Origin of the sequence: Streptosporangium album (assembly GCF_014203795.1) — a bacterium.
In the GTDB taxonomy this organism is placed as follows: Bacteria; Actinomycetota; Actinomycetes; order Streptosporangiales; family Streptosporangiaceae; genus Streptosporangium; species Streptosporangium album.
Genome location: NZ_JACHJU010000002.1, coordinates 724,440 through 746,200, shown reverse-complemented (window position 1 = coordinate 746,200; position 21,761 = coordinate 724,440). Strand labels below are relative to the sequence as shown.

23 protein-coding genes and 2 pseudogenes are annotated in these 21,761 nt (G+C 68.0%); 16 read left to right on the top strand and 9 right to left on the bottom strand.

Going from position 1 to position 21,761, the window contains the following annotated elements; all coding sequences use genetic code 11:
• Positions 1-15 precede the first annotated feature (15 nt).
• The 8 genes and pseudogenes from lpdA to FHR32_RS27170 all read left to right on the top strand — a co-directional run bounded on the left by lpdA (position 16) and on the right by FHR32_RS27170 (position 8,099).
• Complete coding sequence (lpdA, locus tag FHR32_RS27205; RefSeq protein ID WP_184757370.1) at positions 16-1,395, top strand: dihydrolipoyl dehydrogenase; 1,380 nt, start codon at positions 16-18, stop codon at positions 1,393-1,395.
• Positions 1,388-2,824 (top strand): annotated as a pseudogene (gene sucB, locus FHR32_RS27200) (2-oxoglutarate dehydrogenase, E2 component, dihydrolipoamide succinyltransferase); the annotation flags it as partial. The gene lpdA and the pseudogene sucB, both read left to right, overlap by 8 nt.
• Positions 2,825-3,008: 184 nt before the next feature.
• Complete coding sequence (locus tag FHR32_RS27195; RefSeq protein ID WP_184757368.1) at positions 3,009-3,905, top strand: TIGR01777 family oxidoreductase; 897 nt, start codon at positions 3,009-3,011, stop codon at positions 3,903-3,905.
• A gap of 38 nt (positions 3,906-3,943) precedes the next feature.
• The gene (locus FHR32_RS27190; RefSeq protein ID WP_184757367.1) at positions 3,944-4,681 is read left to right on the top strand and encodes a Type 1 glutamine amidotransferase-like domain-containing protein; all 738 of its coding nucleotides are present in this window, start codon (positions 3,944-3,946) and stop codon (positions 4,679-4,681) included.
• Between the two features lie 28 nt (positions 4,682-4,709).
• Positions 4,710-5,387: a lipoyl(octanoyl) transferase LipB gene (gene lipB, locus FHR32_RS27185; protein ID WP_184757366.1), complete on the top strand. Its 678-nt coding sequence runs from the start codon at positions 4,710-4,712 to the stop codon at positions 5,385-5,387.
• 131 nt (positions 5,388-5,518) lie between these two features.
• A complete protein-coding gene (gene lipA / locus FHR32_RS27180) occupies positions 5,519-6,448 on the top strand; it encodes a lipoyl synthase (protein WP_184757365.1) in 930 nt (309 codons plus the stop codon).
• A gap of 170 nt (positions 6,449-6,618) precedes the next feature.
• Positions 6,619-7,299: a DUF4191 domain-containing protein gene (locus tag FHR32_RS27175; protein ID WP_184757364.1), complete on the top strand. Its 681-nt coding sequence runs from the start codon at positions 6,619-6,621 to the stop codon at positions 7,297-7,299.
• The gene (locus FHR32_RS27170; RefSeq protein ID WP_184757363.1) at positions 7,299-8,099 is read left to right on the top strand and encodes a class I SAM-dependent methyltransferase; all 801 of its coding nucleotides are present in this window, start codon (positions 7,299-7,301) and stop codon (positions 8,097-8,099) included. Before FHR32_RS27175 ends, FHR32_RS27170 begins: the two co-directional genes overlap by 1 nt.
• A gap of 132 nt (positions 8,100-8,231) precedes the next feature.
• Here the strand turns inward: FHR32_RS27170 and FHR32_RS27165 are convergent, their stop codons facing one another.
• Positions 8,232-8,696, bottom strand: a complete 465-nt coding sequence (locus tag FHR32_RS27165) for an RDD family protein (RefSeq protein ID WP_184757362.1) — start codon at positions 8,694-8,696, stop codon at positions 8,232-8,234.
• Positions 8,697-9,064: 368 nt separating this feature from the next.
• Here FHR32_RS27165 and glnA point away from each other — a divergent pair, with 368 nt between their 5' ends.
• Complete coding sequence (gene glnA / locus FHR32_RS27160; protein ID WP_184757361.1) at positions 9,065-10,489, top strand: type I glutamate--ammonia ligase; 1,425 nt, start codon at positions 9,065-9,067, stop codon at positions 10,487-10,489.
• 63 nt (positions 10,490-10,552) lie between these two features.
• Here the strand turns inward: glnA and FHR32_RS27155 are convergent, their stop codons facing one another.
• The 3 genes from FHR32_RS27155 to FHR32_RS46790 are packed head-to-tail and all read right to left on the bottom strand — an operon-like array spanning position 10,553 to position 12,161.
• A complete protein-coding gene (locus FHR32_RS27155; RefSeq protein ID WP_184757360.1) occupies positions 10,553-11,800 on the bottom strand; it encodes a tyrosine-type recombinase/integrase in 1,248 nt (415 codons plus the stop codon).
• Positions 11,797-11,973 carry a helix-turn-helix transcriptional regulator gene (locus tag FHR32_RS27150; RefSeq protein WP_184757359.1) on the bottom strand — a complete coding sequence of 59 codons (177 nt, stop codon included), beginning with the start codon at positions 11,971-11,973 and terminating at the stop codon, positions 11,797-11,799. The genes FHR32_RS27155 and FHR32_RS27150 overlap by 4 nt, the downstream gene beginning before the upstream one ends.
• Complete coding sequence (locus FHR32_RS46790) at positions 11,970-12,161, bottom strand: hypothetical protein (protein WP_376773409.1); 192 nt, start codon at positions 12,159-12,161, stop codon at positions 11,970-11,972. The genes FHR32_RS27150 and FHR32_RS46790 overlap by 4 nt, the downstream gene beginning before the upstream one ends.
• A 71-nt stretch (positions 12,162-12,232) precedes the next feature.
• Between FHR32_RS46790 and FHR32_RS27145 the strand changes: the two genes are divergently transcribed.
• The 3 genes from FHR32_RS27145 (at position 12,233) to FHR32_RS27135 (ending at position 15,202) form a co-directional block, all read left to right on the top strand.
• Complete coding sequence (locus FHR32_RS27145) at positions 12,233-12,454, top strand: VOC family protein (RefSeq protein ID WP_221466230.1); 222 nt, start codon at positions 12,233-12,235, stop codon at positions 12,452-12,454.
• 227 nt (positions 12,455-12,681) lie between these two features.
• Positions 12,682-13,524: an IS5 family transposase gene (locus FHR32_RS27140; protein WP_184757358.1), complete on the top strand. Its 843-nt coding sequence runs from the start codon at positions 12,682-12,684 to the stop codon at positions 13,522-13,524.
• 223 nt (positions 13,525-13,747) lie between these two features.
• A complete protein-coding gene (locus tag FHR32_RS27135) occupies positions 13,748-15,202 on the top strand; it encodes a transposase (protein ID WP_281391053.1) in 1,455 nt (484 codons plus the stop codon).
• Between the two features lie 139 nt (positions 15,203-15,341).
• On the opposite strand, the gene FHR32_RS27130 is transcribed toward FHR32_RS27135, so the two are convergent.
• From FHR32_RS27130 to bla, 5 genes are all read right to left on the bottom strand, one after another.
• Positions 15,342-16,577 carry an IS701 family transposase gene (locus FHR32_RS27130; protein WP_184757356.1) on the bottom strand — a complete coding sequence of 412 codons (1,236 nt, stop codon included), beginning with the start codon at positions 16,575-16,577 and terminating at the stop codon, positions 15,342-15,344.
• 90 nt (positions 16,578-16,667) lie between these two features.
• Positions 16,668-16,919 carry a hypothetical protein gene (locus FHR32_RS27125; protein WP_184757355.1) on the bottom strand — a complete coding sequence of 84 codons (252 nt, stop codon included), beginning with the start codon at positions 16,917-16,919 and terminating at the stop codon, positions 16,668-16,670.
• 227 nt (positions 16,920-17,146) lie between these two features.
• The gene (locus tag FHR32_RS27120; RefSeq protein WP_184757354.1) at positions 17,147-17,614 is read right to left on the bottom strand and encodes an OsmC family protein; all 468 of its coding nucleotides are present in this window, start codon (positions 17,612-17,614) and stop codon (positions 17,147-17,149) included.
• Positions 17,615-17,628: 14 nt separating this feature from the next.
• Positions 17,629-18,096, bottom strand: a complete 468-nt coding sequence (locus tag FHR32_RS27115; protein WP_312882716.1) for a GntR family transcriptional regulator — start codon at positions 18,094-18,096, stop codon at positions 17,629-17,631.
• 467 nt (positions 18,097-18,563) lie between these two features.
• Positions 18,564-19,493, bottom strand: a complete 930-nt coding sequence (gene bla / locus FHR32_RS27110) for a class A beta-lactamase (RefSeq protein ID WP_246467448.1) — start codon at positions 19,491-19,493, stop codon at positions 18,564-18,566.
• Between the two features lie 189 nt (positions 19,494-19,682).
• Here bla and FHR32_RS47705 point away from each other — a divergent pair.
• From FHR32_RS47705 to FHR32_RS27095, 4 genes and pseudogenes are all read left to right on the top strand, one after another.
• Positions 19,683-19,769 (top strand): annotated as a pseudogene (locus tag FHR32_RS47705) (zinc finger domain-containing protein); the annotation flags it as partial.
• 78 nt (positions 19,770-19,847) lie between these two features.
• Positions 19,848-20,276, top strand: a complete 429-nt coding sequence (locus FHR32_RS27105) for a pullulanase-associated domain-containing protein (protein WP_312882715.1) — start codon at positions 19,848-19,850, stop codon at positions 20,274-20,276.
• Between the two features lie 189 nt (positions 20,277-20,465).
• On the top strand, positions 20,466-20,750 hold the full coding sequence (locus FHR32_RS27100) for a CPCC family cysteine-rich protein (RefSeq protein WP_184757352.1): 285 nt from the start codon (positions 20,466-20,468) through the stop codon (positions 20,748-20,750).
• Between the two features lie 438 nt (positions 20,751-21,188).
• Positions 21,189-21,746, top strand: coding sequence for a hypothetical protein (locus tag FHR32_RS27095; RefSeq protein WP_184757351.1), 558 nt, complete (start codon positions 21,189-21,191; stop codon positions 21,744-21,746).
• The last annotated feature ends 15 nt before the right edge of the window (positions 21,747-21,761 follow it).

Below are 21,761 nucleotides of genomic sequence, written 5' to 3'. Positions count from 1 at the left end.
ACAAGGAGCTTTCCTGTGGCTGATGGCAGCGGCCCCTACGACATCGTCGTCCTGGGGGGCGGTAGCGGCGGTTATGCCTGCGCCCTACGGGCGGCCGAGCTGGGCAAGACGGTCGCGCTGATCGAGAAGGACAAGATCGGCGGCACATGCCTGCACCGGGGATGCATCCCCACCAAGACCCTTCTGCACTCGGCGGAAGTGGCCGACGAGACGCGGGAGAGCGCGGCGTTCGGTGTCAAGGCCCGGTTCGAGGGCATCGACATGGACGGCGTCCACGCGTTCAAGGACAAGATCGTCACCCGCGCCTGGAAGGGCGTCCAGGGCCTGCTCAAGAGCAAGGGCATCACGATCATCGAGGGTGAGGGCCGTCTCACCGGCCCGAACCGGGTCACCGTCGGCTCCGACGTCTACGAGGGCCGCAACATCGTGCTGGCGACGGGCTCGGCGCCCCGGTCGCTGCCCGGCCTGGACATCGACGGTGAGCGGGTCATCACCAGCGAGCACGCGCTCAAGCTCGACCGGGTCCCGACCTCGGTCATCGTGCTGGGCGGCGGCGTCATCGGCGTGGAGTTCGCCAGCGTGTGGCGTTCCTTCGGCGCCGAGGTGACGATCGTCGAGGCACTGCCGCACCTGCTCCCCCTGGAGGAGGAGTCCAGCTCCAAGCTGCTGGAGCGCGCCTTCCGCCGCCGCGGCATCAAGCAGGAGCTGGGCGTCTTCTTCGAGGGCGTCAAGACCACCGACACCGGTGTGGTCGTCACGCTCGCCAACGGCAAGACCCTCGACGCCGAGCTGCTGCTCGTCGCCGTCGGCCGCGGCGCCGTCTCCTCGGGCATGGGCTTCGAGGAGGCGGGCGTCGCGATCGAGCGCGGCACCGTCACCGTCGACGAGTTCTGCCAGACCAGCGTGCCTGGCGTGTACGCGGTCGGTGACCTGATCCCGACCCTGCAGCTCGCCCACGCGGGCTTCGCCGAGGGCATCCTGGTGGCCGAGCACATCGCCGGGCTCAACCCGGTGCCGATCGACTACGACGGCGTGCCGCGGATCACCTACTCCGACCCCGAGGTCGCGTCGGTGGGCATCACCTCCGCCCAGGCCCGCGAGCGCGGCCACGAGATCGTCGAGTTCACCTACGACCTCGCCGGCAACCCCAAGAGCCAGATCCTGCAGACCCAGGGCGCGGTCAAGGTCATCACCGCGAAGGACGGCCCGGTGCTCGGTGTGCACATGGTCGGCCGCCGCGTCGGCGAGCTCGTGACCGAGGGTCAGCTGATCTACAACTGGGAGGCGCTGCCCTCCGAGGTCGCGCAGCTCATCCACGCGCACCCCACCCAGTCCGAGGCCGTCGGCGAGGCGATGCTGGCTCTCGCCGGCAAGCCTCTGCACGTCCACAACTAATACAAGCCCTCACTCGGAACACGAGAGAAGACACCCCATGCCGAAGTCCGTACAGATGCCCCAGCTCGGCGAGAGCGTCACCGAGGGCACCGTCACCCGCTGGCTGAAGAAGGAAGGCGAGCGCGTCGAGGCCGACGAGCCGCTCCTCGAGGTCTCGACCGACAAGGTCGACACCGAGATCCCGTCCCCTGCCGCGGGCATCCTCACCAAGATCGTCGTTGCCGAGGACGAGACCGTCGAGGTCGGCGCCGAGCTGGCCATCATCGACGAGAACGGCACCGCGGGCGCGGCCCCGGCTCAGGAGGCCGCGCCGGAGCCGGCGCCTGAGCCGGCCCAGCCGATCTCCTCGATCCCGCAGCCCGCCCCCCAGGCCGCCGCCCCTGCCCCGGCGCCCGCCCCGGCCCCGCAGGCTCCGGCCCCGCAGGCTCCGGCTCCCGCCGCGACGCCGTCCTCCGGCGACAGCCCGTACGTCACGCCGCTGGTGCGCAAGCTCGCCGGTGAGCACAACGTCGACCTCGACGCGCTGAACGGCACCGGCGTCGGTGGCCGCATCCGCAAGCAGGACGTGCTCGAGGCCGCCCGCAACCAGCGCGAGCAGGCCGCCGCCCAGGCTCCGGCCCCCCAGGCCGCCGCCCCGCAGGCCGCTCCGGCCCAGGCGGCCGCCCCCGCCCCGGCCGCCGAGCCGGTCGCGGTGGACACCACGCTGCGTGGCCGTACCGAGAAGATGTCGCGTCTGCGTCAGACCATCGCCAAGCGCATGGTCGAGTCGCTGCAGGTCTCGGCCCAGCTCACCAGCGTGGTCGAGGTCGACGTCACCAAGGTCGCGCAGCTGCGCGACCGGGCGAAGGCCGAGTTCCAGCGGCGTGAGGGCGTCAAGCTCTCGTTCATGCCGTTCTTCGCCCTCGCCGCGATCGAGGCGCTCAAGCAGCACCCGAAGCTGAACGCCACGATCAACAGCGAGACCAACGAGGTCACCTACTTCGACGCCGAGCACCTCGGCTTCGCGACGGACACCGAGCGCGGCCTGCTCGTCCCGGTGATCAAGGACGCGGGCGACCTCAACATCGCCGGCCTCGCCCGTAAGATCGCCGACCTGGCCGAGCGCACCCGCACCAACAAGGTGAGCCCGGACGAGCTCGGTGGCGGCACGTTCACGCTGACCAACACCGGCAGCAGGGGCGCGCTGTTCGACACGCCGATCCTCAACCAGCCGCAGGTCGGCATGCTGGGCACCGGCGCGGTCGTCAAGCGCCCGGTCGTCCTGGACACCCCCGAGGGCGAGGTCATCGCCGTCCGCTCGATGGTGTACCTCGCGCTCAGCTACGACCACCGCCTGGTCGACGGCGCCGACGCCGCCCGCTTCCTGACGACGATCAAGCGTCGCCTGGAGGAGGGCCGTTTCGAGAACCAGCTGGGCCTCAACGGCTAATCGCCGTTCCGACCCGCCGGGCCGGTCCGCGTTCCGCGGGCCGGCCCGGTCCGTTCTCGCCGCCCGTCCTTTCACTCGCGGCCTTTCACGCGTGTCTTTTCACGGGCCGTCTTCTCGCGCGCGACACATCCGGCGACCACCGGGCTCCCGGAGATCACAGGGGAGGTCGACTAGATTGGACGACATGGCGATCATCGTGACCGGGTCCTCGGGCCTGCTTGGATCGGCTCTGGTCAAGGCCCTGCGGGCCGACGGCATCCGGGTGGTCCGGTTGGTACGGCGGGCGCCGCAGGGCGCCGACGAGTCGTTCTGGAACCCGGGGAAGGGGCTCATCGACCCGGCGGCCCTACGGGGCGCGCAGGCGGTGGTCCATCTCGCCGGAGCGGGGATCGGCGACCGGCGCTGGACCGACGACGTCAAGCGCGAGCTGGTCCGCAGCCGGGTCGAGGGGACCAGGACGCTGGTGAGGGCGCTGACGGAGCTGCCGGACAGGCCGCCGACGCTGCTGTCGGCGTCCGCGATCGGCTACTACGGGGACACCGGGGACCGCGAGGTGGACGAGACGGCCCCCCCGGGCGAGGGTTTCCTCGCCCGGGAGGTGGTGGTGCCCTGGGAGGCGGAGACGGCACCCGCCGAGGAGGCGGGCATCCGGGTGGCCCGGCTCCGCACCGGTCTGGTGCTGAGCGGCGAGGGCGGCATGCTGGCCAAGATCCTGCCGATCTTCAAACTGGGGCTGGGAGCGCCTCTGGGCTCGGGAGAGCAGTACTGGTCGTGGATATCGATCGACGACTGGGTGCACGCCGTACTGCGCATCCTGAACGGTCCGGAGATCTCGGGCCCGGTCAACCTCACCGCGCCGCGACCGGTCACCAACGCGGAGTTCACCAGGACGCTCGGGAAGGCCCTGCACCGGCCCACGATGCCGCTCGCCGTGCCCGGGTTCGCGCTGCGCACGGCCATCGGGGGGTTCGCGGAGGAGGGGGTGCTGACCGGGCAGCGGGTGCTGCCCCGGCGCCTCCTGGAGTCTGGTCACACGTTCCGGCATACGTGTCTCAGTGAGGCGCTGGCCGCCGTACTCTAGGGTCCCTGTTTCCGCCAAAGCCGTCGAAGAGGTCACGTATGCGTAGTTCCGGGCAGTCTCACATCCTTGCCATCGGAGGCGGCTCGTTCCGCCCGTCTGAGCGCCACGGGTTCATAGAGGCGAGTGCGCTGCTGCGGTACGCCCTCGACCTGACCGGCCAGGACCGGCCGAAGCTGGGCCTGCTCGCCACCGCGCTGGGAGACGACTCCGACTGGCTGCTGAAGATGTACGGCGCGTTCCGCGACTGGGACGTGGAGGTCAGCCATCTGACAGTGTTCTCCATGCCCAACGTCGAGGATCCCCGCGAGTGGATCCTGAGCCAGGACGTCATCTACGTCAGCGGCGGCAGCGTGGCCAACCTGGCGGCGCTGTGGCGGCTGCACGGCCTGGACGAGGCGTTCGAGGAGGCGTGGCGGGCGGGCGTGGTCCTGTCCGGGCAGAGCGCCGGGGCGCTCTGCTGGCACGTGGGCGGCAACACCGACTCCTTCGGGCCGACCTTGCGGACGTGGGCCGACGGCCTCGGGCTTCTCCCGCACTCCTGCGGCGTCCACTACAACTCCGACCCGCAGCGCCGTGCGCTGCTGCACGAGGCGGTGGCCTCGGGCGAGCTGCCCGGCGGCTACGCCGCCGATGAGGGCGTCGCACTGCACTATGTGGGCACCGAGTTCATCCAGGCCGTCACCGTGGATCCGGAGGGCTACGCCTACCGGATCGAACACGACGGAACGGACGGCGTGAAGGAGTTCCGCATCGAGCCTCGACTTCTCACGGCATGACCACGAGTGGGTCAACTACTCTTGATGCGTGAGTGACCTGGCAATCGTCCGTCTTGGCGTTGACTTCCCCTACGAGCAGGCCTGGGATCTCCAGCGGCGGATCCACGCCCGCCGGGTGGCCGGCGAGATTCCCGACACCTGCCTGATGCTCGAACACGCGCCGGTCTACACGGCCGGCAAGCGCACCGCCCCGAACGAACGGCCCACCGACGGCACCCCGGTCATCGACGTCGACCGGGGTGGCCGGATCACCTGGCACGGTCCCGGCCAGCTCGTGGGCTATCCGATCGTCGGACTGGGCGAACGGCTGGATGTGATCTCCTACGTCCGCCTCCTGGAGGACACGCTCATCCGTGTCTGCGCCGACTTCGGGGTGCATGCCGGCCGGGTGGAGGGACGCAGCGGCGTCTGGGCGGCCGGCGACCCCTCGCACGGCCTGCCCGACCGGCAGGTCGGCGCGATCGGCATCCGGATCGCCCGGGGGGTCACCATGCACGGGTTCGCGCTCAACTGCTCCAACGACCCGAGCTGGTACAACCGGATCGTCCCGTGCGGAATCAGCGACGCCGGGGTCTCCTCGCTGTCGGCCGAGACCGGCCGCAGGATCGTCGTCGACGAGGTCATGCCGTACGCCGAGAAGCATCTGGCCGAGGCGCTCGGCGCGCAGGCCTTCGAGCTTCCGGAGGAGGACCTCTTCCGGCGTTGAGCGGCGCCCGGGAGGCCGCGCCCCCACGCACGGTCATGCTCCGGCGGGACATAAGCTGAGCCGGTGAGCGAGCGTAGCGAGCGAGCGAATAGACAAGGCATCTCGGTCCCGCGACCGACGAAGGAGGTCGCATGACCGTGGCTCCGGAAGGCCGGAAACTCCTCCGCCTGGAGGTCCGCAACGCCGAGACCCCCATCGAGAAGAAGCCCGAGTGGATCAAGACCAAGTTCAGGACCGGTCCCAACCACACCGAGCTCCGCGCGCTGGTCAAACGGGAAGGTCTGCACACCGTCTGTCAGGAGGCCGGATGTCCCAACATCTCGGAGTGCTGGGAGGACCGCGAGGCCACCTTCCTCATCGGCGGCGACCAGTGCACCCGGCGATGTGACTTCTGCCAGATCGACACCGGCAAGCCCAAGGAATACGACGTCGACGAGCCCCGGCGGGTGGCGGAGTCGGTCCAGCAGATGGGCCTCAACTACGCGACCGTGACCGGCGTCGCCCGTGACGACCTGCCCGACGGCGGCGCCTGGCTGTACGCCGAGACCGCCCGGCAGATCCACGCGCTGCTGCCCGGCTGCGGCGTCGAGCTGCTGGTGCCCGACTTCAACGGCGACGAGGACCAGCTCCGGGAGGTCTTCTCCGCCAGGCCCGAGGTGTTCGCGCACAACATCGAGACCGTGCCGCGGATCTTCAAGCGGATCCGTCCCGGGTTCCGTTACGAGCGGTCCCTGGGGGTGATCACCAAGGCCCGCGAGGCGGGACTGGTGACCAAGTCCAACCTGATCCTCGGCATGGGCGAGGAGCGCGAGGAGGTCGTCCAGGCCATGCGCGACCTCCACGAGGCCGGCTGCGACCTGCTGACCGTGACGCAGTACCTGCGGCCCACCCCGCGCCACCACCCGGTGGACCGTTGGGTGAAGCCCGAGGAGTTCGTGGAGCTCCAGAAGGAGGCCGAGGCCATCGGTTTCGCCGGGGTCCTGTCCGGCCCGCTGGTCCGTTCCTCCTACCGGGCCGGCCGCCTCTACAAGCAGGCCATCGAGGCCCGTCAGCACGCCTGACGCCCGCCTCTGTCACGGGCCCCGCGCCGGAGCGCGGGGCCCGTGGCGTTTTCACCGTGGGCCGGACGTCCCCGTCGGCGTTGTGTGAAACGTCACATCACCCGCCGGACCGCTGCGCGCGGAAGGTCACGTTTTCATTTCTTGACCCCTGAATTTGTATCCTTCAGAGCATGGCCAAGAAGCCCGAAGACCCAGAGCGCCCGGGGCGCATCAAGCAACTCCGTATGGTCGCGCAGATCGTCAAGGAGGTTAACCCCAAGGGGATGCCGATCGTCTACGCGTCGGCACTTGGCACGCTCGCGCTGTGCATCGTGATCGGCCTGGTCACGGGCTGGTTCTGGTATCTGCTGTTCATCGGAGTCATGCTGGCTCTCACCGTTGGGCTGGTGGTCTTCGGACAGATCGCCCAGAGGTCGCAGTATTCGATGCTGCACGGCCAGCTCGGCGCCGCCGCCTCGATCCTGCAGGGGATGCGCGGCAACTGGGAGGTCACCCCTGCCGTCGCGCTCAACCGCGACCAGGACCTCGTGCACCGCGTGGTCGGCTACCCCGGCATCGTCCTGGTCTCCGAGGGGCCGGGCAGCCGTGTGCAGAAGATGCTGGTCGCCGAGAAGAAGCGCGTCCAGCGGGTCGCGCTCGACGTCCCGGTCTATGACATCCAGTCCGGTGACGGGGAGGGTCAGATCCCCCTCGCCAAGCTGCAGCGCCACCTGATGAAGCTGCCGCGCAACCTCAAGAAGCCCGCGGTCTACGAGATCAACAACCGTCTCAAGGCCCTCCCCCAGACGGTGCAGATGCCCAAGGGCCCGCTGCCGCGCGGGGCGAGGATGCCCCGGCCGAAGATGCGCTGATGGACCTCGCAGGGGTCGACCGGCGCCGGGTGGACGCCACCGGCACCTCTCGGGCCAACCGCGGCTGGTGGGACGGCGCCGCCGACGAATACCAGGCCGAGCACGGAGACTTCCTCCGTGACTCCGGCTTCGTCTGGTGTCCGGAGGGCCTCGACGAGGCCGACGCCCACCTGCTGGGCGACGTCGCGGGCAAGGACGTCCTGGAGATCGGCTGCGGGGCGGGGCAGTGCGGACGGTGGCTGGCCGCACAGGGGGCCAGGGTGGCGGCCTTCGACCTGTCCTTCCGCCAGCTCCAGCACTCCCGCCGGATCGACTTCGGCGGCGACGCGTCGCTCCCGGTGGTCCAGGCCGACGCCGAGGTCCTGCCCTTCTCCGACGGGTCGTTCGACCTGGCCTGCTCGGCCTTCGGCGCGCTGCCGTTCGTGGCCGACGCCGCGGCCGTCCTCACCGAGGCCCGCCGGGTGCTGCGTCCCGGTGGGCGCCTGGTCTTCTCGGTCAGCCACCCGGTCCGCTGGGCCTTCCCCGACGATCCGGGCCCTCGCGGGCTGACCGCCGACCGGTCCTACTTCGACCGCTCGCCGTACGTGGAGATCGGCGACGACGGGCGGCCCTCCTACGTCGAGCACCACCGCACGATGGCCGACTGGATCGGGCACATCGTCGCCTCGGGACTGGCCGTCACGGCACTGACCGAGCCGGAGTGGCCCGAGGGCCACGACCGCGAGTGGGGCGGCTGGAGCCCGCTGCGCGGACGTCACCTGCCCGGCACCGCGATCTTCACCTGCGAGAGACCGGCGTAGAGCCCGGCGTAGAGCCCGCCGCGCGTCCACCCGGCCCGGCCCGGCCCGCGAGCGGCCCGGATGCTTGACCCGGCCCGCGAGCAGTCCGCCCCGAGCGGGCGGGAGAGCCGCCTCGCTCCCTGGGGGAGCGTCTCAGATCCGCACGACCACGGTGTTCGCCGCACGGTCGTGCAGGCCGCGCTGGTCGCGGTCCCAGATGAGAGCCGGTACGGCCAGGCAGAGCAGCAGGGTCCGCGCCAGCACCGCGACGAAGCCCGGACGGCCGCCGCCGAGCGCGGCGACCCGGATGTTGAGCAGCCGCATGCCGAAGGTCATGCCCATGGTGCCCACCAGCAGGATGTTGACCACCGCGAAGATCACAAGCGGCACCCACCCCTGCTCGGCCGCGTTCACCCGCAGGAGCCCCTGGGCGATGGCCCAGGTGCAGATCAGCCAGTCGATCACGAGGGCCCCGATCCGGCGGCCGAACCCGGCCACCGCGCCGCTGCCCTGCCGGGGCAGCCCGAGCCGCTCCCCCGGATATCCCAGGTCGACTCCGGCCGACCGGACGCCGCCGAGCCATGTCTGGGTCCAACGGGGCTGCTGCCTGCTGCTCATGGTTAAACGGTATCCGCCCCGGGGGGCGCTCTCGCATCCGCCCGAGCCTGCCGGCCGGCGTCCCGGACCTGAGATTCGAGCAGATCCGGACGTGAGATCCGGGCCGCCAGAATGTGAGATTTGAGTCGATCCGTAGGTGAGATCCGGGCGACCCGACCACAGAACCCGGACAGTCCCGAACATAGGTCGCGGGCAGGCCCAGGCGTAAGACTCGGGCAAAGAACGCCTTTCACGACCTGTCCGGCCGCGCGCCGGGGCTAGCGTGGAGACTGCTTTCCCTTAACACGAGTGAAACAAACGAGACACGGGGCGGTAACGGCACAGGCCTACCTTCGGCTCTGATAGCCCGTGCCCCTTGGGAGGTTCGCGTGTTCAACTCCGCCGACGACGTCCTGAAGTTCATCAAGGATGAAGGGGTGCAGTTCGTCGATGTCAGGTTCACCGACCTGCCGGGGACGACGCACCACTTCACTTTTCCCACGGAGAACTTCGGTGCGAGTGTCTTCACCGACGGTCTCATGTTCGACGGTTCGTCGATCCGTGGTTTCCAGGCCATCCACGAGTCGGACATGCTCCTGCTGCCCGACCCGTCCACGGCCGTGCTGGACCCGTTCCGGCAGCACAAGACGCTCAACATCAACTTCTTCGTGCACGACCCGCTGACGGGCGAGGCCTACAGCCGCGACCCGCGCAACGTCGCCCGCAAGGCCGAGGAGTATCTCAAGGGCACCGGCATCGCCGACACCGTCTACTTCGGCCCCGAGGCCGAGTTCTACATCTTCGACGACGTGCGGTTCGAGACCAGTGCGCACTCGAGCTACTACCACATCGACTCGATCGAGGGCGCCTGGAACACCGGCAAGGCCCAGGACGGCGGCAACCTCGGTTACAAGCCGCGCTACAAGGGCGGCTACTTCCCGGTCCCGCCGATGGACCACTTCACCGACCTGCGCTCGGAGATGGTCCGCCGGCTGATCGACGCCGGCATCGACGTGGAGATGCAGCACCACGAGGTGGGCACGGCCGGTCAGGCCGAGATCGACTTCAGGTTCAACACGCTGCTCAAGGCCGCCGACACCCTGATGCTCTACAAGTACATCGTCAAGAGCACGGCTCTGGAGCACGGCCACACGGTCACCTTCATGCCCAAGCCGCTCTTCGGTGACAACGGCTCCGGCATGCACTGCCACCAGTCGCTCTGGAAGGACGGCGGGCCGCTCTTCTACGACGAGGTCGGCTACGCGGGCCTGTCCGACACCGCCCGCTACTACATCGGCGGCCTGCTCAAGCACGCCCCGTCGCTGCTGGCCTTCACCAACCCGACGGTCAACTCCTACCACCGCCTGGTCCCCGGCTACGAGGCCCCGGTCAACCTGGTCTACTCCCAGCGCAACCGCTCGGCGTGCATCCGCATCCCGATCACGGGTTCCAACCCGAAGGCCAAGCGCATCGAGTTCCGCGTCCCGGACCCGTCCTGCAACCCCTACTTCGCCTTCGCCGCCCAGCTCATGGCCGGCATCGACGGCATCCGCAACAAGATCGAGCCGGTCGAGCCGGTCGACAAGGACCTCTACGAGCTTCCTCCCGAGGAGGCCCGTAACATCCCGCAGGTCCCGGGCTCGCTGCCCGAGGTGCTCGCCGCCCTTGAGGCCGACCACGAATACCTGCTGGAGGGCGGCGTGTTCACGCCGGACCTGATCGAGACCTGGATCGCCTACAAGCGCGAGAACGAGGTCGACCCGATCCGTCTGCGCCCGCACCCGCACGAGTTCGAGCTGTACTACGACGTCTGAGCCACTGAGCTTCTGACCTGCGCAAACACTGGCGGTTGAGCCGCCAGGGCACACACAGGGCACTCAGGCCTCCTGCGAAAGGCCGTCGACCGTCCCGCCGTTGAGGGCACGCTCGACGGCCTTTCGCATGCGCTCCTCCCCCGACGGCATGAAGTGTGTGTAGGTCCGCAGCGTGAACCCGGGGTCCTCGTGGCCGAGGAACTCGGCGAGGCTGCGGATATCGACGCCGTCCGCCAGGAGAACGCTCGCGAAATGGTGCCGCAGGGCGTGAAACCCCTCCTCCCTGCTCTCGGTCCATCTGCGCGTGCCCGTCTCACGGACCGGGATGACTCCCGCGCCTTCGAGGGCCGGCTTCCAGATGAACGAGTTGAAGTAGTTCCGGTTCATCGCCTTGTGCTCCCGCGAGCTGAAGACCAGCCGGGCGCTCACCGGTTTACCCTCGGGATGCTTCCAGGGCAGCGTCACCAGGACGGCGGGATAGGCAGCCAGGTGCTCGGTGAGGCGGAGCACCACCGTCTCCGGCAACGGGATGTCCAGCGGCTTTCCGCCTTTCGGCGGAGCGAAGCAGAGCCTTGCCCCCACGATCTTCACCTGCCGGACCACATGGACGACCCCTGATACGAAGTCGACGTCGTCCACCGCCAGGCCGAAGACCTCTCCTTGGCGCATGCCGAGACCGGCGCCCAGATCGACGCTGGCCTGGTAGCGGGACGGCAGGAGCGAGCGCATGAGCACAACCCGCTCCCGGCTCCAGGCGCGAATCTTCTTCCGGGACGGAGCTGGAGGTTTGACCGAATCCGCCCGGCACGGATTCTTGGCGATCACCTCGTCATCCACGGCGGCCGTGAGCACAGCGGAGAGGTTGGCGAAGATGGTCCGCACGTAGTTGGGCGCAAGGGTCTTCTGGAGGATGCGCGTCCAGCCCTGTACGGCCGAGGGACGGAGCGACCGCAGTTCCCTGGCCCCCAGATGCGGATAGACATGCAGCCGCAACCTGAGCTCCACAGCCTCACGGGTGGACTCCTCGAACGTCTGGGCCTCAAGCCACTTCTCGCCGTACTCCTTGAGCGTGATCTTCCCGGCGTTCGGATCGATGTAGGTCCCACGGTTCAACTCGTTCGTGATCTGGGCATCGAACGCCTCGGCACAGGTGTTCGGGTCCTTACCGGCCTTCTTGGCGAAGTTCCTCTTGCGCTGGCTCCCGGACTCGTCGCGCCAGCGATCGCCGATGCCGTACTCGGAGCTTCGGGCCTTCTTGGTGGTGCCGTCGGGTTGCTTCACCATCTTGTGCCAGCGGTCGTAGACGGTCATGGCTGCCTCCGCACCCAGGCCATGACGTCTTCGGGCAGGTAACGGACGTGACGGCCGACCTTGTGACTCTCCGGACCAGTGCCGAGATGGCGCCACTGATAGAGGGTCGCCACCGGTACTCCCAGGTAGCCGGCGACCTCGTCCACCGTCCAGAGACGATCAAGCGTCTTCATCGGTGCCCCCTGGAATCAGCCGGAGGTACTCCGGTCAGCGCGGCAGCGAGGAGTGCATCGCCGAGTGAGTAGCCCTTTCCGGCGTACTCCCATTCGGCGATGACGAGGACGGTGTCCTCGTCGAAGAGGGGCAGTCGGCCGGTGCTGATCTCCTCGTCGCGGGCGTAGGCGGTGCGGTCGGCTCGGATGTCGCCGAGGGTGGTGGAGTAGTGGCGGGAGCGGGTCGAGAAGTGGGATCTGGCAAGATTTTCGTGACGAGGTGACGGAGCCGGAGGGATACCGCGCGCTGGTGGTGCTGCGGGTGGACGACCTGGACGCCGCCCACGCCAAGCTCACCTCACGGGGGGCGGAGTTCACCAGGGACCCGGGCCCGATGGGCGAGCGGATACGGGTCGCGTACCTGGAGGACCCGGAAGGGAATCTGATCGAGCTTCAGGAATGGCTGGCGCTGCGCGAGCAGGCTGGTAGCGCACCGGCGTAATAGGTGCAGCAGCGGTGTCCGTCCGCGGCCGAGCCTCTGCCGCATAGCCAGCTGGCCGACGTGTGGTCGTCGAGCCTCGCTACGGTCGGCGAGCGCCTGGGCCGGGGGACGGATGTTCTACGTGAATGCCTGACACAACGAAGAGCCCCTGGTAGGGCAGGAGTTGTCTACGCTTCAGCCCTACCAGGAGCTCTCGTGTCATTGTCGCCTGTCTGCCTCTGCCTGTCATGCCCTGCCCTGCCCGCGACCAGGCTGCGGCGGGGTCCGGCTGCCGGGCCTACCCGTCCTCGTCGATGACGGACCAGCAATGGGCGATTGTCGAGCCACACCTGCCTTCACCAGGCAATACGCGGGGCAGAGGCGGTCGGCCGGAGAAGCATCCGCGCCGATTGGTGCTCGACGCGATCTTCTACGTCGTGCGCGGCGGCATTCCGTGGCGGCAGTTGCCGCGCGAGTTCCCACCACCGATGACGGTGTACGGGATCTACCGGCGCTGGGTACGCGACGGATCATGGCAGCGCCTCCACGACGCCCTGCGCGATCAAGTACGCGTACGTCAGGGCCGCAAGCCCCTGCCCACTGCAGCGGTGATCGACTCACAGTCGGTGCGCGGAGCCGACACGGTCCCGACCAGCAGTCGCGGGTACGACGGCGGCAAGCGGGTCAACGGACGCAAGCGGCACATAGCAGTCGACACGGGCGGCCTGCTGCTCGCCGTGGTCGTCACGATGGCGGGCATCCAGGACCGGGACGCGGCCTTCCGATTGCTGACCTCGCTACGCTCCGCGTGCAGCACGATCGCACTGGTCTGGGCCGACGGAGGATACGCAGGACGCCTGGTGATCTGGGCGAAGACGGTCCTGAACCTGACTGTGGAGGTAGTCAAGCGCACCGACGACACGAAGGGCTTCGTGGTGCTCCCGCGACGTTGGGTAGTCGAGCGCACCGTCGCGTGGATCAGCAAGCACCGCCGCTGCGTCCGTGACTACGAGACCCGCCCCGAACACCACGAGGCCATGGTCTACCTTGCCATGATCATGGTCATGTCTCGCCGACTCGCCCACGAATGACCTCCACGAGCGAGTTCAGCGACGCACTCTAAGCTTGCGATTTAAGCAGGTCCGGGTGTTGGTGCAGTCTGGGGCAGATAGCGGCCGATAGTAGGACTATTGCGACATGGCGGGATGCACCGGAATGTAACCGTCGTGGTACGGCGTGTCGCGCCCAAGAGAGCGGCCACCATCTCCATCTTCGGTGTTGTCAAGACGCCGGAGACCCGAGAGGTGGCCGCAGATGCCGACTATCGCAGCAGCGCGCGAGGTGACGGAGCACATTGGGGCATCCGGTCGGTCACATCTTCGTCCCCTGATCGATTTCCGGGCCGGCCTCCACCGGCTCTTGTGGCGCCGGGCGGACGCGTTGTTCGAGCTCACCGATGCGTTGCTGTGCGCGCAGGGGCCGGTGCGCTCGCCGGTGGAGTTGTCGATGGAGCCGGAGTTCCGCCGCGGGCACGGCTCGGTCTACGCCGCTTTGGATCAGGGCCGGATCGACGCGGGCGGGCTGCGGCGCCTGCTGCTCGGGGTGTCTGCCGCGGCCCGGCCGGGCGAGCCGTTGATGTTCGCGCTGGACATCACGCCGGACGCGCGGCCCGACGCCGAATATGCCGACGAGCGGGTGATGGTGCAGGTACGCGGCAAGGGCGGCGACAAGTTCCTGCCCGGCTGGCCCTACAGCCTGCTGGTGGGTGTGCAGTGGGGAGACTCCTCATGGGTGGACCCGATCGAGGCGCGCCGGCTGCGGCCGAGCCAGGAGCACACCGATGTCACCATCGAGCAGATCACCGGCCTGCTGGCGGACCTGGAGTCGACCGGCCGGCTCACCGGGGGCGATCCGCCGCCGCTGATCATGCTGGACGCCGGGAACTACGCCACCGACATCTCCCACGCGCTGACCGGTCGGCACGTTCAGGTCCTGGTTCGGCTGCGCGCCACCCGCGTCTTCTACGCCGACCCCGAACCCCGGCGACCTGGCGAAATGGGCGCGGGTAAGCGTCACGGCCAGGAGTTCTCCTGCTCGGATGCGGCCAAGCGGTATGCCCCGGACATCGACCTGACCGCAGGATCGGCCCGGTACGGCACCGTGAGGGTACGCGCGTGGAAGGGCCTGCATCAAAAGCTCACCCGCACCGGTCGCTGGGCCGGTCACCCCGCCGATGAGCGGCTGCCCATCGTGCGCGGTACCGTCCTGCAGATCGTCGTGGACCGGCTGCCCGACGGCCGCAAGCCCACCAAAGATCTCTGGCTGTGGCATGCCGGGCCCGTCGAGGTCGACCTGGATCTGGTGGATCTGCTGTGGAAGGCCTACCTGCGTCGCTTCGACCAAGAGCATTTCCACCGGTTCGCCAAGGTCTACCTGGGCATGGCCCGCGCCCACCTTTCCTCCGCGCAGGCCACCGACCGCTGGATGCATCTGATCATGGCCGCCTACGCCCAACTCCGGCTGGCCAGCCCGCACGTCGATGACCTGCGCCGCCCCTGGCATCCACGCCCCGAACCGGGAAGGCCGCTCAGCCCGTACCGGGTCCGCCTCGGCTTTCGCCGTCTCCGTGCGAAATTGGGGACGCCCGCCGGCTCGCCGAAACTCACCCGACCCGGACCCGGACGCCCAAAAGGATCAAGGAACCGGCCGAAGGACAAGCGTCCGCCCTACCGAAAGACCGTAACGACCGGCAACGAACACCGAGAGTGACGTTAAATCGCAAGCTAAGTAGGGCTTGGTTAGGTGGGGACGGGCTGGGCATGTCTGGGTAACGCGCGGCGGCAGGTGGGGCAGATACCGGCCCAGCAGGCCAGAAGCAGCTGCAACTCGGCGATGACCCGGTAGGTGCTCAAGCCGCAGCCGGCGCTTTTGGGTTGAGCCTTTCAAGGGTGCAGAACGCGTGAGCGACCGAGACCAGGGTGACGTGATGATGCCAACCGCTCCACGTGCGACCCTCGAAGTGGTCCAGGCCCAGGCCGGTCTTCAGCTCACGGTAGTCGTGCTCGATGCGCCAGCGGATCTTCGCCAGACCCACCAGACGCCGCAATGGAACATCGGCCTCCAGCGTGGACAACCAGTACTTGACCGGCTCCGGCTCACCGGGCGGCCATTCGGCTAGCAGCCAGCACACCGGCAACTCCCCGCCCGCGTAAGCGCGGCGGATCCGCACGCCCGCCGGCCGTACCCGCAGCGCGGCAAAGCGCGAGCGCAACGGCCCCTTGGACCCCATCCGCCACCGCACTGTGTGCAGCGCGCGCCGCCCGCCCTCCAGCACCAACTGCCGGGCGCTGATCCGCCGCTGCCGGTAGCGGGGCACCGGCCGCCGCCCGGTCCCCGCATACGGCGCGACGCTGCGGCAGGCCTCGGCCTCCAGCAGCGCGGTATCGGAACGCACCCCCACCACGTAGGGAATATCGCGCTCGGTCAGGCCCAGGCGAAAGGCCCCGTCTTGACCGTAGCCCTCATCGGCGACCACCAACGGCGGATCCAGCCCCCAACTCTCCAGCTCGTCGATCATGTCCAGAGCCAGCTGCCACTTGGGCACATGACCGACGTCGGCGGGGATCCGGCAGCGCTGCCGGCGTGCCGCCACCGCGGCCGGATCCTCCGTGCGCGGCGAGGCCGCATCCCACTGCTCGGGCACGAACAACCGCCAGTTCACCGGACACGACGCGGCGTCGGTGACCAGATGCAAACTCGGCGCGACCTGGCAGTTCGCGGTCTTGCCCAGCGCCCCGCAATACTGCGCGGCCACCCCCGGCGACTCATCGCCGTCCTTGACAAAGGACACATCATCGACCACCCATGCCACCGGGCCGATCGCCGCATCCATCCGCCAGGCCAGCTCGGCCAAAACCAGCTGATGCGACCAGGGGGCATCGGTGCAGAACTGCTGCAGCCCTTGGCGATCCACGCCCAGCCGGGCCGCCATCGGCTCCATCGATTTCCGCGCCCCGTCGGTCAGCAGGCCGCGCACATACCGCTCGCCCCACCGCCGCTGATCAGCACGGGCGAAACCGGAGAACACCTCAGCGGCAAACGTCTCCAGCCGCGCCCGCACGGCCTCGAGTTCTTGAGGGGTCATCTTCCCTCACCCCCAAACAGGTGACATACCGTCCCCTACCCGAGGTAACCAAGCCCTATAAGTGGTCCGGTTCGTAAGTCCTTCGGGGGTTCACGCGGCTGCTGGTAGTACGGCAGGCTGGTGACCGCAGCCGGCGGGCTGCTGGGAGTGGCACTCGTTCTGTTCGTGTCGCTCGATCCGGGCCATCAGGTCCTCGAGATCAGCCGGGGTGAACTTCCATCTGAAGGGCCGGGCGGTCTCGTTGTAGCGGCGCTCGAAGGCGATCAGCCGGTCTTCGACCTGGTCAAGACTGGCGAAGTCATTGGGTGTGACAACGCAGAAACGATCGCGACGCGCACCCACCACATCGCGACCTCGATTCGCGGACCTGAGCGCGTTCCTCGATCGAGCGCTTCGAGGAACGCGCCAAGGTCGGGAGCCCGTTCCAGCAGCCGACGCAGGCCAGCGACGGGCTGAAGGCCGAGAACTGGCGGCCCGCCGTCAATCACCAGGCATGAACCGGCGGTGACACTGTGCACAACTGCGCAACGCCACTTGAGGCCGGTCGGCGTATTGGAAGACCTGACTGGTCAGTCCACCGTCACGGGCGCGTGGCGGACCGGAAAGTTCAACGAGTTGGCGATGAAGCACAACTGATGCGCACGCTCGTGCAACCCGGGCAGCAGGCCGGCCTGCCCCGGGTCGGCCAGGGTGACCCGCGGATGCAGGACGACCTCCTCGAACCGGCCCCCTCCGTCCGGCGTCTCTACCATGGTGCCGGTCGGACTGTCGGAGTAAGCGGTCACCACCACCTTCTCCACGGCACACAGGGAAAGGAACGACAGCATGTGGCACTGCGCGGCGGACGCGACAAGCAGTTCCTCGGGGTTCCACCGGGCTGGGTCTCCGCGAAACGCGGGGTCGGAGCTGCCCTCAATCGGCTGCTTGCCGCCCGCCTCGATCAGGTGGGCGCGCTCGTATGAACGGTATGAACTGGTACCGGTTCCGGTGTTCCCGGTCCAGGTCACCGACGCTTCGTAGTGGTGGGTCTTCGACATTGGCCTCTCCTTTATCATGCCAGTGCAGAACTGGTGGCGCGGGCGTGGTCGCCGGCAATCCGTCCGGCCGCCGCCCGGTCGCCCCGGGCAATGGCCCGGAGCAGGCGCTGATGCTCGGCGGCGACGGTCTGTGGTCGCGCGGGCGGGACGAGTGACGCACGTGTAGAGATGATGATCTGGTTCCACAGCCGGTCCAGGCACTCCAGCGCGATGGGATTGCCCGCCAACTCCGCCACTCCGCGGTGAAACCGCCGGTTGAGCTCAACGGCGCGATCCAGGTTCCCCGAGGCGGTTACTATCTCGAGGTCGCGGGCGTCCCGGTCGAGGGCGGCCAGCTCAGCGGGCGCGATGAGGCCCGCATGCTGCCGGTCGGCGGCCAACTCGGCAGTGAGCGCCTCCAGCGCCGCTCGCACCGCGTAGGCGTGGGCCAGGTACTCCGTGGTGAGTGCGCTCACCACGACCCCGCGGCCGGTGCCGCGCACCAGGCCGTCACCCTCCAGCCGGCGCAGTGCCTCGCGTACTTAGAGAGATACCCCCCGACCCCTTGAAGCCGGTGCGCTTGTAACCGTCGCGGTTTTCGGTCGCGACGGGCAGGTCCGCGACGGTTTGGCGCAGCAGCGGCGGTGCGGCTGGCGCTCGGTGCGTTGCGCTGACGCCGCCTCCGGGGGGTGCTGCTGCCGCAGTGGCGGGGAGCGTGCCGACGAGGAGTGCCGCGTGCCGTGGGGGGAGATGCATGTGTATCCACCTCCGTTGATTACCTAGAGCTTCTTCTGTGCACTTTAAGTAATCATGCGGTAAGGGTGGACGTCTCTGGCGTCACAGGAATACTCACCTGCCCCCAACGGCACCGCCGACGGGTGGAGCGGGCGGGGAGCTGGTCACCATCCCCGGAGGCGCAGGGCCCGCGCTCGGGGTCTTGCTGAGCGCCGCGCCACGACCCGATGGCCGGTCACAACCTGCCGAGGGCCTTGGCCAGCGCGGTCGCGGTGGAGGCGATCATCTTGTCATCGTTCGGGGTGTTGTTGAGGTTGCGGTTGGTGAACACCGACAGGATGATCGGCGCGCTCGATCCGGGTGTCCAGACGATCGCCAGGTCGTTGGCGGTGCCGTAGTTTTTCGCGCCGCCGGTGCCGGTCTTGTCGCCGACCGTCCAGTCCTTGGGGAGTCCCGCCCGGATCCGGTTGGCGCCGGTGAGGCTGGCCTTCAACCAGCCGACCAGCCGGCCTCGGTCGCGGGCGTGGAGGGTCTTACCGGTGGTGAGCTTGGTGAAGGTCTGTGCAGCCGCCGCGGGGGTGGTGGTGTCGCGCTCTTCACCGGGCTTCCACTCGGTCAGCCTGGGCTCCGGTCGGTCCAGGCGACTCGTCTGATCACCGGTGGCGCGGAAGAACCCGGTCAGCCCGCGCGGCCCGCCGATCTGCTTCAGCAGCGTGTTGCCCGCGAAGCCGTCGGATTTGGTGATCCCGGCGCGGCACAGCTGTGCAGGTGTCATGCCGGTGTCGGTGTATTCAGTGGTCTCTGGGGAGTTCGCGGTCAGCTCGGCCAGCTCGGCCGGCGTCCAGCGAACCACCTTGTCCATCAGCCCGGGGTCGCTGGTGCGCGCTTTGTGCAGCACTGCCGCGCACGCGAACACCTTGAACATGGAGTTGAACGGGAAGCGCTCGTCGGCCCGGTAGCCGACCGTTTTACCGGTCCCCAGGTCAATGCCCACTGCACCAATACGCCCGTTGTAGGACTTCTCGAGTTCCTGCAGCGTCTTGCTGAGGTCGGAGCCGGAGGAGGCGTTGCTCCCCGTCCGGGCGGCGACGCTGGAGGTCCTCGTCTCGCCGGTGACGGCACTCGCCGCATGGGCGGGGCCGCCCAGCAGCGCAGAAGCGGTCAATGTCGCGACCCCTAGTCGCAGTCGGAGATGTTGTGTCATGCCGAAGAGAAGATCAGAAACTATCCAGTGATGTCCAATATCAATATGGGTAGTTCCGCCATATCGATATGGATATCGATAGTCGTCTCAAGCGCAGATGACGCCAGTGAGTGTGCGGTGTGACCTGTCTGTACCCACAGGACAGTCAACTGCCCGATGTGCGAGGCGCCGACAGGAAGCGCCTGTCGGACTCGGGGAGGCAAGGTCGCGCCGAAGCACCACACGCCGCGCTTCTGAGCAATAACCCCTTGGGATCAAGCACGTGTTGCAACTCCGAAGCAGGCAACCGCAGGATGGCGTCACGTAGGGCGACAAGTGGCGAAGGTCCATCCGACCCGGGCCGCGGCCGAGAACGTCGCGATCCTGCATTACCACCGGCCGGACGGGAATTACCAGGGCTGGGGACTACACCTGTGGGGTGACGTGGCCACTCCCACCGAGTGGGCCACCCCGCTCCAGCCGGCGGGTGAGGACGGATTCGGAGTCCACTTCCGCGTCCCCCTGACCGAGGGGGCGAAGAACGTGAGCTACATCATCCACAAGGGCGACGAGAGGGACCTGCCGGACAACCAGGCACTGGACCTCACCGCCGCGGGCCACGAGGTCTGGCGGGTGGCGGCCACCGAGGGCCACCTGCTGCCCCAGCCCCCGGCCCGGGGCGCGGACGCCGACCTGAGCAAGTCGGCGGACCACGTCGTCACGGACGTACTCCAGGCGATGGAGATCCTGCGCAGCGAGCGCTGACCGAGAAGCCGCGCCGCAGCTCACGAGAAGTGCTGTACAGCAACGCCGCCTTACGCGATCACATCCCACCGGCCCGTATCTATCGCCCGGCCAAGGCGCGAACCTGCCGACCTGGGCCGTGCCGTTGACTCGTAATTAAGTGATCAGTTGCCGACATTGCCCGTTGGGCAGGGGCGTTACCTTGAGTTAATGGTGTTCGTGAACGTCCTTCGGCCGAAAGGCGACGAGCTGTATCCATGTCCGTGCTGCGGGTTCCTCACACTTGAGGAGCGGGGCATGTACGAGATCTGCCCGGTGTGCTTCTGGGAGGACGACGGCCAAGACGAGCATGACGCCGACGAGGTTCGTGGCGGTCCCAACCGCGGGGTGAGCCTTACTCAAGGGCGACGTAACTTCGCCGAGTTCGGTGCGAGCAGTAAGCGGCGCATCGACAAGGTGCGTGATCCCCTCCCGCCTGAGCATCCAATCAGATGATCTTGCTAACGAGGATGCTAACGACAGACCCGGACACCCTTGGACGACCATGGACTGAGAGACCCCGCAGAGCCCGCCCGACCAGGCCCGGAAGACGGCGGTGGACGGTCCTGGACGATCGTGTCTTCACTCGTAATGAAGGGGTCTGGGATTCGATTCCCCAAGGCGGCTCCAGCTCAGAGGCCCTCACCGGACACCGGTGGGGGCCTTTTGCTAACACCCTTGCTAACAGCTCGTTGTGAGGAGCGCTTAGTGCTGGCTGGGGAGCGAACTGATTGTCATGACGAGGCTCTGGCATCGTTCGCTAAACGACAGGGGCAAGGGCATGTTTGATCATGCTCTCTCATGGCGATCTTCAATGAACTCCAACAGGCCTTGTCCCGTCGGACGATAGCGATTGGATCACGGCCAAGCCCTTTCCTCCGCTGAGGCTATGCAATGGGTGACATGCTACGGAAGGTACTCTCACGCCTGCTCGACATCAGCGACGGTCTTGCGATCGTGTGCTTCGCCGCTACTGGGGTCTTCTCCGGCATACGGCTACTCGGGGAGCACCAATGGATACCCGAATGGGTTGGCGGGCTCCTCCTCGCACTCGCTTTGGGAGCAATCGGCGTCGCCATCCGTTTCCTCTGGCGGAGGCAGGCGAGACGTCTCGCCATCGCAGAAGAAGACCCCGGCCAACGACTCCGGCACCGTATCCAGAGCGTCAATTCTGCCTTCGCCGAAGCAACCACTCTCATGGACGAGCTTCGGCGCGATCTCGAAGCTCAGCAGGCTGCCCGCGAGACCTTGCTTGTCGAGGCCGAGCAACAGCAGCGACTCCTCGAAATCAACACGGAGGAAGCCGAGAAGATCCGGCAAATTCTCGTCGGTGAGACCAAAGCCACCATTCGCGCGGAGCGGCGTCGCGAGTGGATGTTCTTCCTCTTCGGCTTCCTCGCGTCTGCCGCGGCATCGGTTCCCATCGGCCTCTGGGTGAATCACATCAGCTAGGCGAGGTCCTGTCCC

Excerpts from the sequence above, each read along its gene's own strand:
- FHR32_RS27170 (WP_184757363.1), top strand. The coding sequence starts at position 7,299 with ATGGACCTCGCAGGGGTCGACCGGCGCCGGGTGGACGCCACCGGCACC.
- FHR32_RS27175 (WP_184757364.1), top strand. The coding sequence starts at position 6,619 with ATGGCCAAGAAGCCCGAAGACCCAGAGCGCCCGGGGCGCATCAAGCAA.
- FHR32_RS27095 (WP_184757351.1), top strand. The coding sequence starts at position 21,189 with ATGGGTGACATGCTACGGAAGGTACTCTCACGCCTGCTCGACATCAGC.
- FHR32_RS27140 (WP_184757358.1), top strand. The coding sequence starts at position 12,682 with ATGCCCTGCCCTGCCCGCGACCAGGCTGCGGCGGGGTCCGGCTGCCGG.
- FHR32_RS27100 (WP_184757352.1), top strand. The coding sequence starts at position 20,466 with ATGGTGTTCGTGAACGTCCTTCGGCCGAAAGGCGACGAGCTGTATCCA.
- FHR32_RS27165 (WP_184757362.1), bottom strand. The coding sequence starts at position 8,696 with ATGAGCAGCAGGCAGCAGCCCCGTTGGACCCAGACATGGCTCGGCGGC.
- FHR32_RS27130 (WP_184757356.1), bottom strand. The coding sequence starts at position 16,577 with ATGACCCCTCAAGAACTCGAGGCCGTGCGGGCGCGGCTGGAGACGTTT.
- FHR32_RS27155 (WP_184757360.1), bottom strand. The coding sequence starts at position 11,800 with ATGACCGTCTACGACCGCTGGCACAAGATGGTGAAGCAACCCGACGGC.
- FHR32_RS27135 (WP_281391053.1), top strand. The coding sequence starts at position 13,748 with ATGCCGACTATCGCAGCAGCGCGCGAGGTGACGGAGCACATTGGGGCA.
- FHR32_RS27190 (WP_184757367.1), top strand. The coding sequence starts at position 3,944 with ATGCGTAGTTCCGGGCAGTCTCACATCCTTGCCATCGGAGGCGGCTCG.
- FHR32_RS27150 (WP_184757359.1), bottom strand. The coding sequence starts at position 11,973 with ATGAAGACGCTTGATCGTCTCTGGACGGTGGACGAGGTCGCCGGCTAC.
- lipA (WP_184757365.1), top strand. The coding sequence starts at position 5,519 with ATGACCGTGGCTCCGGAAGGCCGGAAACTCCTCCGCCTGGAGGTCCGC.
- FHR32_RS27195 (WP_184757368.1), top strand. The coding sequence starts at position 3,009 with ATGGCGATCATCGTGACCGGGTCCTCGGGCCTGCTTGGATCGGCTCTG.
- FHR32_RS27120 (WP_184757354.1), bottom strand. The coding sequence starts at position 17,614 with ATGTCGAAGACCCACCACTACGAAGCGTCGGTGACCTGGACCGGGAAC.